Origin of the sequence: Candidatus Velamenicoccus archaeovorus (assembly GCF_004102945.1) — a bacterium.
GTDB lineage: Bacteria > Omnitrophota > Gorgyraeia > Velamenicoccales > Velamenicoccaceae > Velamenicoccus > Velamenicoccus archaeovorus.
In genome coordinates this window covers 1,100,413-1,115,810 of record NZ_CP019384.1, presented here as the reverse complement: position 1 = coordinate 1,115,810, position 15,398 = coordinate 1,100,413, and the positions used below count along the sequence as shown (strand labels likewise).

Below are 15,398 nucleotides of genomic sequence, written 5' to 3'. Positions count from 1 at the left end.
GAACAGTTAACGGAGAATAGATGTCCAGAAGAGGATGCTCCATGAAAAAAAGAACGGCGACGGAATCCAGGAAGTCAACGGAGACGAACATCACGGTCAAATTGAATATTGACGGCGAGGGAAAAGCCAAGATCGATACGGGGATCGGCTTTCTGGACCACATGCTGGAATTGTTTGCTTTTTGGGGGTTGTTTGATTTGGAGATCAGGACCATTTCTGCAGACCTGAAGGTGGATAGCCACCACACAAACGAGGACCTGGGCATCGTTTTGGGTAAGGCGTTTAAAAAGGCGCTTGGGAACAAGGCCGGCATCAACAGGATCGGCTTTGCCGCGGCACCCATGGAAAACGTGACGGCCAACGTCAATGTGGACTTAAGCGGGAGGGGTTCTTTCCAATGGGATCTGCCTTCGTTTTGCGCGGCGCAAAAAGGCTACAAGGCCCAATATGCCGAGCATTTTTTTGAGGCGTTTGCCAAACAGCTGGGGATGAACCTGAACGTCAAGATTGATAATCCCAGCAAGGATTTGCACGCGACCTTAGAGCCGGTTTTTAAGGCCTTGGGCATCGCGTTGGACAAGGCCACGCAGATTGATCCGCGCAGGAAAGGCGTCCCTTCCACGAAAGGCATCATTGATTAAGAAGACCGCCATCATCGATTACGGGATGGGGAACCTTTACAGCGTCCGTAACAGTTTCGCGGCGCTCGGTATGGACACGGATACGGTTGGGCGCGGCTGCGACCTTGGGCGCTACGAGAAATTGATCCTTCCCGGCGTCGGGGCGTTCGGCGACGCGATGAAAGAGTTGAAGAAGAGGGGCTTGATCGCACCTGTCAGGGATTTTGTCGCATCGGGGCGGCCTTTGATCGGGATATGCCTGGGGATGCAGTTGTTGCTCGATGAAAGCGAGGAGTCGCCCGGCGTGGAGGGTCTGGGGATCATCCCCGGCCGGGTCAGGAAATTTTCGGGCAAGCTTAAAGTTCCCCATATGGGTTGGAACAAGATCGCCAAGACCGTCGGGCGTTGCCGGATCTTCCGCGGCCTGAAGGGAAATATCTATGCCTATTTCTGCCATTCGTATTATGCAGTCCCGAAGGATAAAAAGGTTGTCATCGGCGAGACGGAATATGGCGTCAGGTTTGCCTCGATGATAGAGAAGGGTCGTGTTTACGGCATGCAATTCCACCCGGAGAAGAGTCAGGATATCGGGTTAACGTTGCTGAGGAATTTCATCGAATCATGCTGATCGTGCCTGCGATTGATATCATGGCCGGCCGCGTCGTCCGGCTGGAACAGGGGGATTTCGATAAGCCGATCCATTACGAGCGCACGCCTTTGTCGTTTGCGCAGTTGTGGAAGCTTCAGGGGGCGCAGTTCCTGCATCTGGTCGATCTGGACGGTGCCCGCTGGGGGGAGCCGAGGAATTTCGAGATTGCCCGCGATATCGCCCAGATCACGGGGATCAAGGTCGAGGTCGGCGGCGGCATCCGCAGCGTTGAGACCATCAGAAAATATCTGGATGCCGGCATCGAGAGGGTTGTTTTGAGCACCAAGATCCTGGGAGATGCGACTTTTTTGCTGAGCAAAGATATCCAGAAGTATCTGGATCGCGTGGCCGTCAGCATCGACATTAAGCATATGGGCAACGATGAGTCTTCGAGGTTGGTGACGGCGACGACCGGCGGGTGGCTTGAAAGCGGCGATATGACGATAGACCTTTCCGCTTTCGTACAGACCATGGCTCATGTAGGCATCCGCTACCTCAATTTTTCCGATATCAGCAAAGACGGCATGCTCTCGGGCCTCGACACAGGCAAGATCTCGCGCTTTCTTGAAATGGTCCGCCGCGCGGCCGGCGAGATGCTGTATTTTACGTATGCCGGAGGCATATCTTCCCTTGAGGATATCCGCCAACTCAAGGCCTTGGGCGTCCACGGGGTGGACGCGGTGATCATCGGCCGCGCATTGTATGAAAAGAAATTCGACGTCGCCGAGGCGATCGAAGCAGCGCGCTAAGATAAGTTTATGCGACGAAACGAAATGACCAATTTCCAGGCTGCAATTTTCAAATAAATCCCAATATCCAAGAACCGATCCGTATGTTTGGATGGGTGTTTGATCATTGGTCATTATCCGGTTATTGGGCTTTGAGGATTGGATATTCGCCGGTTAAAATTTTAGATATGTTGACCAAACGTATCATTCCCTGTCTGGATGTCAAAGACGGCCGGGTCGTCAAGGGCGTCAAGTTCGTTGCGCTTAGGGACGCCGGAGACCCGGTCGAAACCGCCAGACAGTATGAGAAGCAGAAAGCCGACGAGCTGGTTTTCCTGGATATTACGGCAAGCCATGAAGGCCGCCGGACGATGGTCGAGGTGGTGCGCCGCGTCGCCGCCAATATTTTCATGCCTTTTACGGTCGGCGGCGGCATCCGCGGCATTAACGATATCCGCAATCTGCTGAATGCGGGCGCCGACAAGGTGTCTTTGAATACAGCGGCTGTCCAGCGGCCGCAGCTCATCCGGCAGGCGGCCAAGCGTTTCGGCAGCCAGTGCATTGTCGTCGCCATCGATGCCAGAAAGAAAGCCGGACGCAAGGCATCCTGGGAAGTCGTGACTCACGGCGGCCGGAAAGCGACGGGCCTGGACGCCGTGGCATGGGCCAGGCGCGCCGAAAAGCTGGGGGCCGGCGAGATCTTGTTGACGAGTATGGATTTCGACGGGACAAAGGACGGGTTTGATATCGCGCTGACGCGGGCCGTCTCCGGGGCGGTGACGATACCCGTTATCGCTTCCGGCGGCGCAGGAAGCAGGGAACATTTTTTTAAGGTTTTGCGCAACGGCAGGGCCGATGCGGCGCTGGCGGCATCGATCTTTCACTACGGCCAGTTCACGGTTGGGGACGTCAAAACGTATCTTAAGAAAAAAGGTATCGCGGTGCGCATGTGACGGGAAGGGGCGTATGAATAAAGACGAGAAGAAGCTGATCAAAAGTCCGAAAGAATTGAAATTCGACCACAAGGGATTGATCCCGGCCATCATTCAGGAGGCCAAGACAGGCGAAGTCCTGATGCTGGCGTATATGAATGTCGTGTCCATCAAGAAAATGCTGCAGATCAAGAAGACGTGCTTTTGGTCTCGGTCGCGCAACACCTATTGGGTGAAGGGGGAGACGTCCGGGCATTATCAGTTCGTCAAGTCCATTGCCTATGATTGTGACAGAGACACGCTTCTCATCAAAGTCAGACAGGTGGGTGCGGCGTGCCATACGGGCAAGAGGAGCTGTTTCTACCGCAAGCTGAAATTAAAATGAGCTCTACCGGCGCGGGTATCCGTATCGGAGCATAGAAAAACCGACATGATTTATCCTGATTTCAAAGAATTCAAAAAGCTGGCTAAAAAAGGGAACGTGATCCCTGTCTACCGCGAGATCCTCGCGGACTTAGAGACGCCTGTCTCGACCTTTCTCAAGATCGATGACGGTTCCTATGCGTTCCTCCTGGAGTCTGTCGAGTCCCAGGAAAACGTGGGGCGTTATTCTTTTTTGGCGTCCGGGCCTTCGCTTGTCTTTGAGGCCAAGAATGGGACAGCGACCTGCACACGGTTGAACGGCGGACGCAAATCCTCGCGGTCTTATGCGTGTTGCGGCAATCCTCTCGATGAGCTTAAAGGCATGCTTCATGCTTTTCGGTATGTCCCCGTCAAGGGACTGCCGCGTTTCTGCGGCGGATTCGTCGGGTATGTAGGGTATGATATGGTCCGGTTTTTCGAGGACATACCGGACAAGAACCCGGATGATCTGCAGGTTCCGGACTGCGTGTTGATGTTGGCGGAAACCCTTATCGTCTTCGACCATGTCAACCGCAGGATCAAGATCGTTGCCAACTGCGTCTTGGATGCAAAGACGCCCCGGGCTCTCCGGCGCGCTTACAAGAACGCTTTAAACAGGATCGACGCGCTCGTCGTTAAGCTGGGCCGGCCCCTTAAGATGGACGCAGAACCGGCCAAAGGATTACAGAAGCCGGCCATCGTGTCTAATGTCGGCAGGGCCGGATTCCAGGAGGGTGTCCGCAGGGCCAAGGAGTATATCCGGTGCGGCGACATCATCCAGACTGTCTTGTCGCAGCGTTTTCATATGAAGCTTCACCAGAAGCCTTTCAACATCTATCGTTCCTTGAGGGGCATTAACCCATCGCCGTATATGTTTTATTTGAAGCTCGGGGGTCTTGTGCTGGTGGGGTCATCGCCGGAGCTTCTGGTGCGCTGCGAAAACGGCATCGTCGAGACCAGGCCGATCGCCGGGACCAGGCCCAGAGGGACCAATGAGCAGGAAGACGCAAAGCTGGCTAAAGAATTGTTGAACGACGCCAAGGAGAAGGCGGAGCACCTGATGCTGGTCGATCTGGGCCGCAACGACCTGGGTCGTGTCTGCGATTACGGTTCGGTGAAGGTCGACGAGTTTATGACTGTTGAAAAATATTCCCATGTCATGCATATCGTCAGCAACGTCACCGGCAGGCTTAAGAAGGGCAAAAGCGCCCTGGATGCCCTGATCGCCTGTTTCCCCGCAGGGACACTGTCGGGCGCGCCCAAGATCCGCGCCATGGAGATCATCGATGAGATCGAGACGACGCGCCGGGGGCCTTACGGCGGCGCCGTTTGTTATTTCAGCTTTTCAGGAAATCTCGACTCTTGTATAATAATCCGCACCATGCTGATCAAAAATAACGACCTGTATATCCAGGCGGGGGCGGGCATCGTCAGCGATTCCGATCCTGCCAAAGAATATCAAGAGACTGTCAATAAGGCCAAGGCGCTGTTGGAGGCCGCGGCCTATGTTTACCCCGTTAGAAAATAATATGGCGAACGGGGGAAGGGATCATTTTATATGAGGCAACACGTTAGGTTTGTGGTGCGCAAGGACGCAGCATTATTTTCTAACGTGGTTTACTCTGCGCGGCCTAAAGCTCCGCCCTTTAGGGCGGTGAGTGTTGGGACCGCTTAGAGGTACCCGGAACAAGCCCCGGCCTGACCCTGGCCTTGCCCGAAGGGCAGGCCGAGGACAAGGCCAGGGTCAGGCCTGGGAATATGGGTTGACTAAGGGTATAAAAGCAAGAGAGGAGATAAGCGACATGTCAGTAAAGATCAGATTGCGTAGAATCTCGGATACGGCTAAAAAGCGTTTCAACTTCCGCGTCGTCGTCATAGACGAGCGTCAACCGCGCGACGGGCGCGTCATCGAAGAGATCGGTTATTATGACCCTTCCAAGACGCCCGCCAGCCTCAAGATCGACAAGCAGAAGTTCGAGGATTGGCAGAAAAAAGGCGCCGTGGCAAGCCAGACGCTCAAGAGTTTGATCAAGAAGGTAAAATAGCGTTTTTAGGATTTAGACACTCTACAATCAATACTTTTCCGGAGGTCCTCTCATGAATACGGCACAGGCCGGTATGCTGGCCAATCTGTTTCCCCTAGCGCTGATCTTCCTTATTTTTTATTTTATCCTCATCCGTCCCCAGCAGAAACAGCAGAAGGATTTCAAAAAGATGCTGGAAGCCCTGAAAAAAAATGACCAGATCGTGACGGTCGGCGGCATCCACGGGACGATCATCAACGTCAAAGACAAGACGCTGGTCGTCAGGATCGACGATAACACGCGCATCGAGATCGACAAGAGCGCCATCGGACGCCTGGAGAAAGCCGGCGCTTGATTTTGTAACCCACAAGGGGTAGGCCTTCCCCATACCACATAAGGGAAGGGCCTAAGGAAATATACGTCACTCCTTGCGTAAACATCTTGTCAATATCTGTCTGCGACCAGTCCTCGCAGAACTCGGACGGGCCCCGTTACAAATGCAATTTGTAACGGGGCGGGTTCCGCAGGAAGCGGAACACTGGCCCTTCAGATGGGGCCAGGTGCAGCCAGATATTTCCAAGATACGCTTTGCCTGCCATAGCAGGCAAGCAGAAAGCGGCACACCGCCACAGAAGGTGGCGCACTTGCCGTCCGAATGAGGCAAGGTGCGGCCATCCGATGAGGCCGGGTGGAGGAGTTAACCCCACAAGGGGGTAGACCTTCGCAATACCAAATAAGCGAAGGGTCTAATCCCGCCGGAGGCAGGATTAAGGAATAACTGTTTATCCCTCGTCTCAACGCTTGTAAATTTTTGCCACGACTCGGCCAGCGAAGCTGGCCGGTCGGCAAAAATTTCCTGCGCAGACTCGGGATTGATTTTGTAAGGAAAAGACCTGGTTATAGGCAAAATCAAGGAGTTTTGATATGCAAAAAAGTCTGTTGTATCGGGGTCTGTTGATTCTCGGCGTCATCCTGGTGACCGCCTTGTTGGCCTTTCCGTTGAACAAACGGATCAGCCTTGGTCTCGACCTTCAGGGAGGAATGTATCTGATCCTGAAGGTGGATACCAGCAAGTTGAGCGATAAGGCCAAAGAAGACGCCGTGGAGCGCGCTTTGGAGATCATCCGTAACAGGATCGATCAATTTGGGGTCCGCGAACCCTTGATCCAGATCCAAGGGGCGGACCAGATCGTCGTCCAGCTCCCTGGTATGACGGATAGGAAACGCGCGCTGGAATTGATCGGCCGTACGGCCCTGCTTGAATTCAAGCTTGTCAGCAACGATACAAAGGCCATCTCCGACGCTATCGCGGGAAATGTCCCAGAGGGATTCGAACTCAAAGAGCTCGAAGGCGAAAAGCTTCTGTTGAGCAAGACACCGGCGGTCACGGGAGAATATCTTGAGACGGCAGATGTCAAATTCGACCAGAGCGCTTTCGGTCAGCCGATCGTCAGCATGAAGCTGAAGGGCGACGGTATCAAAAAGTTTGCCGATTTGACGAAGAATAACGTCGGGCGGCGCCTGGCGATCGTCCTGGACGGCAACATATATTCGGCGCCGAGGATCGATGAGCCTATTCCGACGGGCGAGGCCGTCATCTCGGGCCGTTTTACTCCCGATGAGGCCAAGGACCTTGCCATTGTCTTGCGCTCGGGTTCCCTTCCGGCGCCCTTGATCATCGAGGAAGAGCGGACGGTGGGGCCGCTCCTGGGACAGGATTCGATCCGCAAGGGGTTGTTCGCGTGTCTGGTCGGCGCGGCCCTCGTCTTCCTTTTTATGGTTTTTTACTACGGCGCGACGGGGTTGATTGCGGATTTCGCCCTTTTATTCAACGTTTTTATCATCCTGGGTGGTTTGGGCCTTTTTCATGCCACGTTGACCTTGCCGGGCATCGCCGGTATCATCTTGACCATCGGTATGGCTGTTGACGCCAATGTCCTGATCAATGAGCGCATGAGGGACGAGCTGGCGCTCGGACGACCTTTGCGCACAGCGGTCGCCAACGGTTACGACAAGGCGTTTTCGGCGATATTCGATTCCAATGTGACGACGCTGATCGCGGCATTTTTCCTTTTCCAGTTCGGGACAGGTCCCATTCGCGGTTTTGCCGTGACATTGACGATCGGTTTGGTGGCAAGCATGTTTACGGCGATTGTCGTCACGAGGCTCATCTTTGACTTTTTGCTCTACAAGAACGCCATCAAGGGTCTGTCTTTCCGTTCGTTCATTAAAAAGGAGACGCATTTTGATTTTATCAAGAGACGTTATTGGGCCTATGCGCTTTCAGGGTTGATTTTTGTCGTCGGCATCGTCTCTTTTGTCAAGAAAGGGAATACGGCCTACGGCGTCGAGTTTTCCGGAGGGCAGCTCCAGGAATACAGGTTCCAGACGGCCGTGCCGATCGAACAGTTGCGCACCGCGATGAAGGACATGGGGTTACCCGACGCCAATATCCAGCAGGTGAAGGAAGACCCGCGCCAGGTGATCATCCGCTCCGGAGAGGATTCGGCGGATGCCGTGCAGGCGGAATTCAAAAAGATATTCGGTAACAATCCTTTTGAGGTGATGAGGATCGAGAAGATCGGCCCTACCGTCGGCAGGGAACTGAAGAAGAAAGCGACGCTTGCCATCGTCTATTCGCTGATCGGCATTCTTCTATATGTCGCGATCCGTTTCAAGCATTTTGATTTTGCGGTGGGCGGCGTGTTCGCGCTTCTTCACGACGTGGTGCTGACGGCCGGTTTTCTCGTGTTCATGAACCGCCAGATCGATCTTTTGATCGTGACGGCCCTCTTGACGATCGCCGGTTATTCGATCAACGACACGATCGTCATTTACGACAGGGTCCGCGAGCTCATGCGCACGAAATTCAAGGTGGGATTGCGGGATGTTATTAATCTGGCCTTGAACCAGACGCTGGCGAGGACGATTCTGACATCATTGGCGACGCTTCTGGTCGTTGTCTCCATGTATGTCCTGGGCGGCGAGATCCTGAATTCTTTTGCGCTGTCCCTTTTGTTCGGTTTTATCATCGGCTGCTATTCGACGATCTTTATCGCCAGTCCCATTGTCCTGGCTTGTCGAGGTTTGATGAAGCCGGGACGGTAACGACCGGGGCGCGAGGGGATGACGGGGCATGTTCAGGTCTTTTAAGTTTTTCGAAGGACAACAGCTATCCCCAGAGATCTTCAACCGCACACTGGCGGAGTTCGGCTATAAGCGGCAGGCCCAGGTGTCTGAAGAGGGGGAGTTTGCCCGTCGCGGAGGCATCATCGATGTCTTCCCGACGACCTTCGAATACCCCCTGCGTATCGAATGGGACGGCGAGCTCATCCGTTCCATTGACAGCTATAGCCTGACGACAGGCGCACCTTTTTGGAAACACAAGATCGTCATTCTCCTGCCCAAGAAGGCGCAAAGCCGGCCTTTAAAGATCGCTGCTCTCTCTCAGGAAACGCCGCTCAATGCCTTTGTGGACATCAAGAAGGGCGATTATGTCGTCCATCCCGAGCACGGCATCGGGGTCTATCAGGGCATGGACAATGTCCGTCTGGGAGGGCAGGACCGTCCGCACATGGTCATCCGCTACCAGGGCGAAGACCGTCTCTTTGTGCCCGTGGAACAGATGCACGTGGTGCAGAAGTATGTGGGTTTCGGAAACCGTAAGCCCAAGATCTATCGCATGGGGTCGGGGGAGTGGAAGCGGACAAAGCTGCGCGCCCAGAAGGCCACCGTGAGAGTGGCGTGCGATCTTTTGAAGATCCAGGCCATGCGCAAGGCGCTCGGAGGCCACCCCTTTGGTAAAGACGTGCCGTGGCAGGCCGATTTTGAAAAGGCTTTTCCCTACGCGCAGACGCCGGACCAGGCCCAGGCTGTTTTAGACACTAAACGCGACATGGAAGCGACGTTTGCCATGGACAGGCTGCTTTGCGGGGATGTCGGTTACGGCAAGACCGAAGTCGCCATGCGCGCAGCGTTCAAATGCGTTATGGACAATAAACAAGCGGCCTTTTTGGTGCCGACGACGATTTTGGCCGAGCAGCATTATCAGAATTTCAAGAAACGTCTCAAGGATTTTCCCGTGCGGGCCGAGATGCTCTCACGGTTCAGGACAAAGGCGCAGCAGGCCGGGATCATCAAGGATACGGCCGAAGGGCGCATCGACATTTTGATCGGCACGCACCGCTTGTTGTCGGCCGACATCCGCTTCCGGGAACTGGGGCTTGTCATCATCGATGAGGAGCAGCGGTTCGGCGTCAAGGACAAGGAAAAGCTCAAAGAGATGCGTTCCCTGGTGGATGTCCTGACGTTGACGGCGACGCCTATCCCGCGGACGCTTTACATGTCGCTGATGGGGGCCAGGGACATTTCGGTCATCAATACGCCGCCGGAGAACCGCATCGCCATCGAGACGCACGTAGTGGCCTATGACAAGACCCTTTTGTCCCAGGCGTTGGAGCGGGAATTGAAGCGAGGCGGCCAGGTTTATTTCGTGCATAACCGCGTCGAGGACATTGAAGAGATCAGGGATGATGTGGTGTCCCTGGCGCCTGCGGGGGCGCGCGTGGCCTTCGCCCACGGCCAGATGCCGTCGCATGTGCTCGAGAAGATCATGGTGGATTTTCTCAACAACCGGATCGATGTTCTGGTGTCCACGACGATCATTGAATCGGGTATCGACGTGCCCAATGCCAACACCATCATCATCAATAATGCCGAAAATTTCGGTCTGGCGGACCTGCATCAGATGAGGGGCAGGGTGGGGCGTTTTACCAAGAAGGCTTATGCCTATTTTGTGGTGCATCCGCGCAAGGCGCTATCGACGGAGGCGCGCAAGCGCCTGGAGGCGATCCATGAATATGCCCATCTGGGGGCGGGTTTCAGGATCGCAATGGAAGACCTTGAGATCCGCGGTGCGGGTAATCTTTTGGGTGTTCAACAGCACGGTCATATCACGGCAGTCGGCTTCGATCTTTATTGCCGTCTTTTGAGGGAATCTGTGGCGGCCTTGCAGGAGACGTTAGCGCGTTAATCAAATGAGGCCGCAACTTTGCGAGCAAGATGAAGCAAAGTTGCATGGCCGAATTTGACCCGGCACTAATTTTAGCGGAGAGATCAGATGTCTAAACTCAAGGTTCGTGTTCAAGATAAAAACATCGGTAAAATTTGTGCTGGGTTTAATTCACGGACGGCCGGCCGCAAGAAGTAAAGCAGGCCTATGATTTATGGAATCTATATATAGATTCCATAAATCATCCGTTCATTAAAGGAGGCGTATGCGTATCAAGGCGATGGTAGTTTTGGCCGGTTTTGTGTGGATGGCCATATGGGGGGCGGTCTCTGCGCGCGCAGAGAGGATCGATCGCATTGTCGCTATTGTCAACGGCGACGTGATCACGCAGGACGAACTGGATATGTTCACCAAGATGTCGCTCTTGGACGGCGAAGCCGAGCCGGCCATGAAGGACGAGACGCAGAGATTCAGGTATTTTCTGGACCGTTTGATCGAAGACCGCCTTATCCTCCAGGAGGCGAAAAAAATGCAGCTCAAGGCCGACGAGAAGATCATTGAGGATAGGATCAAGGACATCCGGTTCCGCGCCGGCAGCGAAATGGCATTTCAACAAGCGCTGGCCAGCCAGGGGATATCCCTGACGGAATTGAGAGAGAAGCTTAAAAACCAGCTGTTGATCTATATGGCCGTGCAAAAGGAAATTAAGAATAAAACGCAGGTTTCTCCGCGGGAAGTCACCGAGTACTACGAGCAGCACAAAGACCGTTTCATGGTTCCGGAGTCCGTCGTGGTGCAGTCTATTTTTGTTGAAGATAAGGATGTCCTTAAGGAGGTCATGCAGAAGCTTACGGCGGGAGAGGATTTTTCGGCATTGTCCAAGACATATTCAAAGCGGAGCGATCTGGGTACGGTATCGCGGGGACAGCTGAAGAAGGAGCTTGAGGATTTTCTTTTTGCCTGTGAAATAGGCAAGCCGTCAAAACCTTTTGCTTTTGATAACGGATATTACATTTTTCTGGTGAAGGAAAAGATGCCCCCGGTGGAAAAAAGCCTTGATGAGGTCAAGGGTAAGATTGAGTCTATACTTACGAACGAAAAATCCGAAAAGCTGCTGAAAGCCTGGATTGAAGATCTGAAAGACAAGGCCTATATTTCCATTCGACAATAGACATTCTCTTTTACAAGGTAAGGTTAATGAAAACGCGGATAGCTGTGACCATGGGGGATCCTGCAGGTATCGGCGCGGAGGTCCTTGTCAAGGCCTTGCGGCGCCTGAAGCCGCAGGCGGATACGGAGTTCCATCTGATTGGTGATGCCTGCATTTTGCGGCGTCATGGTTTTCGGCCTGCGGCCCGTGTTTGTCTGCATGATATGGCCCATGCGGGTCTGGGGCATTTGCATCCCGGGAAGCCGTCGCGTGCCGGCGCAAAAGCCGCCTACGGATATCTTAAAGAAGCCGTCCGTATGGTCCGCGCGGGCCAGGCCGACGGGCTTGTGACTGCCCCGATCTCCAAGGAAGTCTTGCGTTCTGTCGGATTTCGATGGGCCGGCCATACGGAATTCCTGGCTCATGCCCTGGGTGCGTCCCAGGTGGAGATGGTATTTGTCTCGTCGCGCCTGCGCGTCGTTTTGGTCACCCGGCACATGAGCCTGGCGTGCGCGGTGCGTGCCGTAAAAAAGGACAGGATTGTCGCCTGCGGCCTTTTGATCTATGATTTTTTGCGCCGCACGTGCGGGTTGGCGTCTCCGCGCATTGCCGTCTGCGGATTGAATCCGCACGCCGGCGAGAAAGGGTTGTTCGGGAAAGAAGAGATTACCCAGATCGCCCCGGCCGTCAAACAACTCAACCGTTTATGCCGCGGCGCTTTCAGCGGACCTGCGGCGGCGGACGCCCTGTTTCACCGGGCCTGGGACGGGGCCTGCGATATGGTCATGGCGATGTATCACGACCAGGGTTTGATTCCTTTCAAGATGACGGAATTCAGCCGCGGCGTCCATGTGACGGCAGGGCTGCCTGTTGTGCGGACGTCTCCGGTCCACGGCACGGCTTATGATATCGCCGGAAAGAATAAGGCCGATGAAGGCTCGATGCTTGCGGCGTTGGAGCTTGCTTGCGACCTTGCCGGGCTCCGGCGCGCCGACAGATGAAATATTCTTCTCTGAGACCCCTCAAACGCTTCGGACAGAATTTTCTCGTTGACCCTAATATTAAAAGAAAGATCCTTGCCGCTGTGCATCCCGGTACGGGAGATCGTATTCTGGAGATCGGGCCGGGCGACGGCGCATTGACGCTTGAGCTGGCCTTTGCTTCGAGATGGGTTTACGCCGTCGAGATCGACAAAAAGCGGTGCGCGTGTCTTTCTTCACAGACAGCGGGAATTTCTCGCCTGACCCTGATCTGTGCCGACATCCTCAAGTTTGATCTGGAGGATTTCTTGCGGCGGGAAAAGGTGGATCGCGTGAGGGTCGTCTCAAATCTGCCGTATTACATTACCACCCCGGTCGTCGAATATCTTTTTAGGAGGATCGACCTCATCGATGATATCTTCTTGACGGTCCAGAGGGAAGTCGCACAACGCCTGATCGCCAAGGCCGGTGACCCGTCTTACGGGTCTTTGTCGTGCTTCGTCGATTATTACTGCGAGGCGGCTGTGTTGTTTGCCATTGCGCCTGCATGTTTCAGGCCTAAGCCGAAGGTAGATTCCGCTTTCATCCACTTGGTGCCGCGTCGTGACCGTAAGGAACGTCTATGTTTGCGCTCATCGGAAGAAGAGTTCTTCAGGCTGATCCGGGCGTCATTCGGACAGAGGCGCAAGACGCTCAGGGCGAGTCTGTCGCGTTTGCTGGGCAGGACATTTCTTAGACGTCTTGGCGAAGACGATCTCCTGGAGCGGAGGCCCCAAACAGTGCCGGTGCAGGAGTTTGCGCGTCTGAGTAATCGCATCTTTGGGTAGCTTTAAGAGGCCGTGTTCCATGCCAGCGGCGTCGCAAGCCGTTACAGAACGAAATTCTCTAACGGGGTTTACTTTTTCCGGCGTCAATGATAATATAAATCTTTCTGTGTTTGTTTCGCGAAGGTTAAAACCGAGAGGGAGAAATGCCCATATCCCGTGATGACGTCAAGCACATAGCCCATCTGGCAAGGCTGGGATTGACAGAGGAAGAAATATCGCATTTTCAGGGTCAGCTGGAAAGCATTCTGGAATATGTGGATAAGCTTAAAACCGTAGATGTCAGTCGTGTTGATCCGATGACGCACGTTCTTGACTTGAAGAACGTCTATCGGAAAGACAGCGTGTCGCCATCCATCGATCCACAGGCGGTCCTGAAGATCGCGCCGGCCGCGCAGGGGCAGTTCTATAAAGTGCCCAAGGTGATTGAATGAATCCCGTTAGGCCCTCCTTAGTGTGCGGTATGCGGAGGCCTGCCTTTTCTCGGTTAGGTCCTCCTCTAATATGGTATGCGGAGACCTACCCTTTCTGGGTTAGACCTTGCGTCTGACGTTTTGATGTAACTCAAGCATAAAATGCCGTGAAGAAAACGATTTTTGTTGGAAGATCCGCATACTCGGGAGGTCTAACGGGATGAATCTGCATACATTGACGGCCCTGGAATTGAGGTCGCGGCTGGACCGCGGTTCAGTCAAACCGCAGGATATCCTGGCGGACCTTCGCGGCCGTTATGAAGCCGTTGAGAAAAAAGTCATGGCCTTTGCGCGTCCGCCGTCTTTCGAATATCGCGATGGGGCCGCGGCCGGCGCCCTCAAAGGCATCCCTGTCGTCATCAAAGACAACATCTGCAGCCAGGGAGACCTGACAGAATGCTGTTCGAAGATCCTTAAAGGGTTTGTCGCGCCCTATGACGCGACAGTGGTCGAGAGGCTTAAAAAAAGCGGGGCTTCGATCATGGGGAAGGCCAATATGGACGAGTTTGCTTTCGGTTCTTCCTGCGAAACGTCCTGTTTTCATCCGACGAGAAATCCGTGGAACCTGGATTGCGTCCCCGGCGGTTCGAGCGGCGGCTCCTGTGCCTGCGTGGTGGCTGACGAAGCGATCGTCGCGCTGGGGTCGGATACGGGCGGTTCCATCCGTCAGCCGGCGTCGTTGTGCGGCGTCGTCGGCATGAAACCGACCTACGGTCGTGTGTCGCGCTACGGCCTGGTTGCTTTTGCATCCAGTCTCGACCAGATCGGCCCTATCACCAAGGACGTTCGGGATAACGCCCTGGTCCTGGGTGTTATTGCCGGGCATGACGATCGCGACGCGACATCGGCCCACATGGATGTCCCGGATTATCTGGCCGAGATGGAGAAAGACATCCGCGGTTTGCGCGTCGCCATCCCGCGGGAGTATTTTGTTGAAGGCATGGACGCCGATGTCCGGCAGGCGATGATGGAGGCGAAAGCAAAGCTGGAATCTCTTGGGGCGCGTTTCGGTGAAGTCCGCCTGCCCCACACGGATTATGCGGTGGCGGTGTATTACATCATTGCGACGGCTGAAGCGTCTTCGAATTTGGCGCGTTTCGACGGCGTCCAATACGGTCTAAGGCAGACAGGAGGGTCTAAGGACGAATCGGCCCTTGTGGGCATGTATAAGGAAACGCGCGATAAAGGATTCGGGGCGGAAGCCAAGCGCCGCCTGATCCTCGGGACATATGTTCTCTCCAGCGGTTATTATGACGCTTATTATCTGCGTGCTTCGAGGGTCAGGAGGCTGATCAGGGAAGATTTCGACAAGGTCTTTAAGGAATACGACGTGGTGCTGACGCCGACGTCTCCGACGCCGGCCTTCAGGATCGGCGAAAAGATGGATAACCCCTTGAGCATGTATCTGTCCGACATCTATACGATTTCCGTCAATCTGGCAGGCGTCCCCGCGATATCCGTTCCTTGCGGTTTTACCGGATCCGGCCTGCCGGTAGGCATGCAGCTGATCGGCCGGCCTTTTGGGGAGACAGACCTTTACCGGGCGGCCTTCCATTATGAGCAGGGCACTTCCTGGCATAAACAAAAACCGAAACTATAAGAAAA

Annotated in this window: 15 protein-coding genes; all 15 read left to right on the top strand. The window is 54.5% G+C overall.

Annotation, left to right across the window (positions count from 1 at the left end):
- Nucleotides 1-41 precede the first annotated feature (41 nt).
- Nucleotides 42-641 (top strand): imidazoleglycerol-phosphate dehydratase, encoded by a 600-nt coding sequence (locus tag BU251_RS04995; RefSeq protein WP_128699823.1) that lies wholly within the window; start codon nt 42-44, stop codon nt 639-641.
- A complete protein-coding gene (gene hisH / locus BU251_RS04990; RefSeq protein ID WP_228767778.1) occupies nt 634-1,248 on the top strand; it encodes an imidazole glycerol phosphate synthase subunit HisH in 615 nt (204 codons plus the stop codon). The genes BU251_RS04995 and hisH overlap by 8 nt, the downstream gene beginning before the upstream one ends.
- Entirely contained in the window at nt 1,242-2,018 is a 777-nt protein-coding gene (locus tag BU251_RS04985) for a 1-(5-phosphoribosyl)-5-[(5-phosphoribosylamino)methylideneamino]imidazole-4-carboxamide isomerase (protein ID WP_128699821.1), read from the top strand. Before hisH ends, BU251_RS04985 begins: the two co-directional genes overlap by 7 nt.
- Before the next feature lie 167 nt (nt 2,019-2,185).
- Nucleotides 2,186-2,950 (top strand): imidazole glycerol phosphate synthase subunit HisF, encoded by a 765-nt coding sequence (hisF, locus tag BU251_RS04980; protein WP_128699819.1) that lies wholly within the window; start codon nt 2,186-2,188, stop codon nt 2,948-2,950.
- A gap of 13 nt (nt 2,951-2,963) precedes the next feature.
- The gene (gene hisI / locus BU251_RS04975; protein ID WP_128699818.1) at nt 2,964-3,314 is read left to right on the top strand and encodes a phosphoribosyl-AMP cyclohydrolase; all 351 of its coding nucleotides are present in this window, start codon (nt 2,964-2,966) and stop codon (nt 3,312-3,314) included.
- 45 nt (nt 3,315-3,359) lie between these two features.
- Entirely contained in the window at nt 3,360-4,859 is a 1,500-nt protein-coding gene (trpE, locus tag BU251_RS04970; RefSeq protein ID WP_128699816.1) for an anthranilate synthase component I, read from the top strand.
- Between the two features lie 274 nt (nt 4,860-5,133).
- Nucleotides 5,134-5,376, top strand: coding sequence for a 30S ribosomal protein S16 (gene rpsP / locus BU251_RS04965; RefSeq protein ID WP_128699814.1), 243 nt, complete (start codon nt 5,134-5,136; stop codon nt 5,374-5,376).
- Nucleotides 5,377-5,428: 52 nt separating this feature from the next.
- Nucleotides 5,429-5,710 carry a preprotein translocase subunit YajC gene (gene yajC, locus BU251_RS04960; RefSeq protein WP_128699812.1) on the top strand — a complete coding sequence of 94 codons (282 nt, stop codon included), beginning with the start codon at nt 5,429-5,431 and terminating at the stop codon, nt 5,708-5,710.
- Nucleotides 5,711-6,279: 569 nt separating this feature from the next.
- A complete protein-coding gene (gene secD, locus BU251_RS04955; RefSeq protein WP_128699810.1) occupies nt 6,280-8,463 on the top strand; it encodes a protein translocase subunit SecD in 2,184 nt (727 codons plus the stop codon).
- A 28-nt stretch (nt 8,464-8,491) separates the two neighbouring features.
- Nucleotides 8,492-10,387: a transcription-repair coupling factor gene (gene mfd / locus BU251_RS04950; protein ID WP_128699808.1), complete on the top strand. Its 1,896-nt coding sequence runs from the start codon at nt 8,492-8,494 to the stop codon at nt 10,385-10,387.
- Nucleotides 10,388-10,631: 244 nt separating this feature from the next.
- Nucleotides 10,632-11,537, top strand: a complete 906-nt coding sequence (locus BU251_RS04945; protein WP_128699806.1) for a peptidylprolyl isomerase — start codon at nt 10,632-10,634, stop codon at nt 11,535-11,537.
- A gap of 26 nt (nt 11,538-11,563) precedes the next feature.
- Nucleotides 11,564-12,517, top strand: coding sequence for a 4-hydroxythreonine-4-phosphate dehydrogenase PdxA (pdxA, locus tag BU251_RS04940; RefSeq protein ID WP_128699804.1), 954 nt, complete (start codon nt 11,564-11,566; stop codon nt 12,515-12,517).
- On the top strand, nt 12,514-13,323 hold the full coding sequence (gene rsmA / locus BU251_RS04935; protein ID WP_128699802.1) for a 16S rRNA (adenine(1518)-N(6)/adenine(1519)-N(6))-dimethyltransferase RsmA: 810 nt from the start codon (nt 12,514-12,516) through the stop codon (nt 13,321-13,323). Before pdxA ends, rsmA begins: the two co-directional genes overlap by 4 nt.
- A gap of 143 nt (nt 13,324-13,466) precedes the next feature.
- Nucleotides 13,467-13,754 (top strand): Asp-tRNA(Asn)/Glu-tRNA(Gln) amidotransferase subunit GatC, encoded by a 288-nt coding sequence (gene gatC / locus BU251_RS04930; RefSeq protein WP_128699800.1) that lies wholly within the window; start codon nt 13,467-13,469, stop codon nt 13,752-13,754.
- A 199-nt stretch (nt 13,755-13,953) separates the two neighbouring features.
- Nucleotides 13,954-15,393 (top strand): Asp-tRNA(Asn)/Glu-tRNA(Gln) amidotransferase subunit GatA, encoded by a 1,440-nt coding sequence (gatA, locus tag BU251_RS04925; RefSeq protein WP_128699798.1) that lies wholly within the window; start codon nt 13,954-13,956, stop codon nt 15,391-15,393.
- Nucleotides 15,394-15,398 lie beyond the last annotated feature (5 nt).

Bases quoted from the DNA above. Each gene is read 5' to 3' on its own strand.
- rsmA (WP_128699802.1), top strand. From the start codon at position 12,514: ATGAAATATTCTTCTCTGAGACCCCTCAAACGCTTCGGACAGAATTTT.
- pdxA (WP_128699804.1), top strand. From the start codon at position 11,564: ATGAAAACGCGGATAGCTGTGACCATGGGGGATCCTGCAGGTATCGGC.
- gatA (WP_128699798.1), top strand. From the start codon at position 13,954: ATGAATCTGCATACATTGACGGCCCTGGAATTGAGGTCGCGGCTGGAC.
- hisF (WP_128699819.1), top strand. From the start codon at position 2,186: ATGTTGACCAAACGTATCATTCCCTGTCTGGATGTCAAAGACGGCCGG.
- gatC (WP_128699800.1), top strand. From the start codon at position 13,467: ATGCCCATATCCCGTGATGACGTCAAGCACATAGCCCATCTGGCAAGG.
- BU251_RS04985 (WP_128699821.1), top strand. From the start codon at position 1,242: ATGCTGATCGTGCCTGCGATTGATATCATGGCCGGCCGCGTCGTCCGG.
- rpsP (WP_128699814.1), top strand. From the start codon at position 5,134: ATGTCAGTAAAGATCAGATTGCGTAGAATCTCGGATACGGCTAAAAAG.
- secD (WP_128699810.1), top strand. From the start codon at position 6,280: ATGCAAAAAAGTCTGTTGTATCGGGGTCTGTTGATTCTCGGCGTCATC.
- yajC (WP_128699812.1), top strand. From the start codon at position 5,429: ATGAATACGGCACAGGCCGGTATGCTGGCCAATCTGTTTCCCCTAGCG.
- BU251_RS04995 (WP_128699823.1), top strand. From the start codon at position 42: ATGAAAAAAAGAACGGCGACGGAATCCAGGAAGTCAACGGAGACGAAC.
- trpE (WP_128699816.1), top strand. From the start codon at position 3,360: ATGATTTATCCTGATTTCAAAGAATTCAAAAAGCTGGCTAAAAAAGGG.
- hisI (WP_128699818.1), top strand. From the start codon at position 2,964: ATGAATAAAGACGAGAAGAAGCTGATCAAAAGTCCGAAAGAATTGAAA.
- BU251_RS04945 (WP_128699806.1), top strand. From the start codon at position 10,632: ATGCGTATCAAGGCGATGGTAGTTTTGGCCGGTTTTGTGTGGATGGCC.
- mfd (WP_128699808.1), top strand. From the start codon at position 8,492: ATGTTCAGGTCTTTTAAGTTTTTCGAAGGACAACAGCTATCCCCAGAG.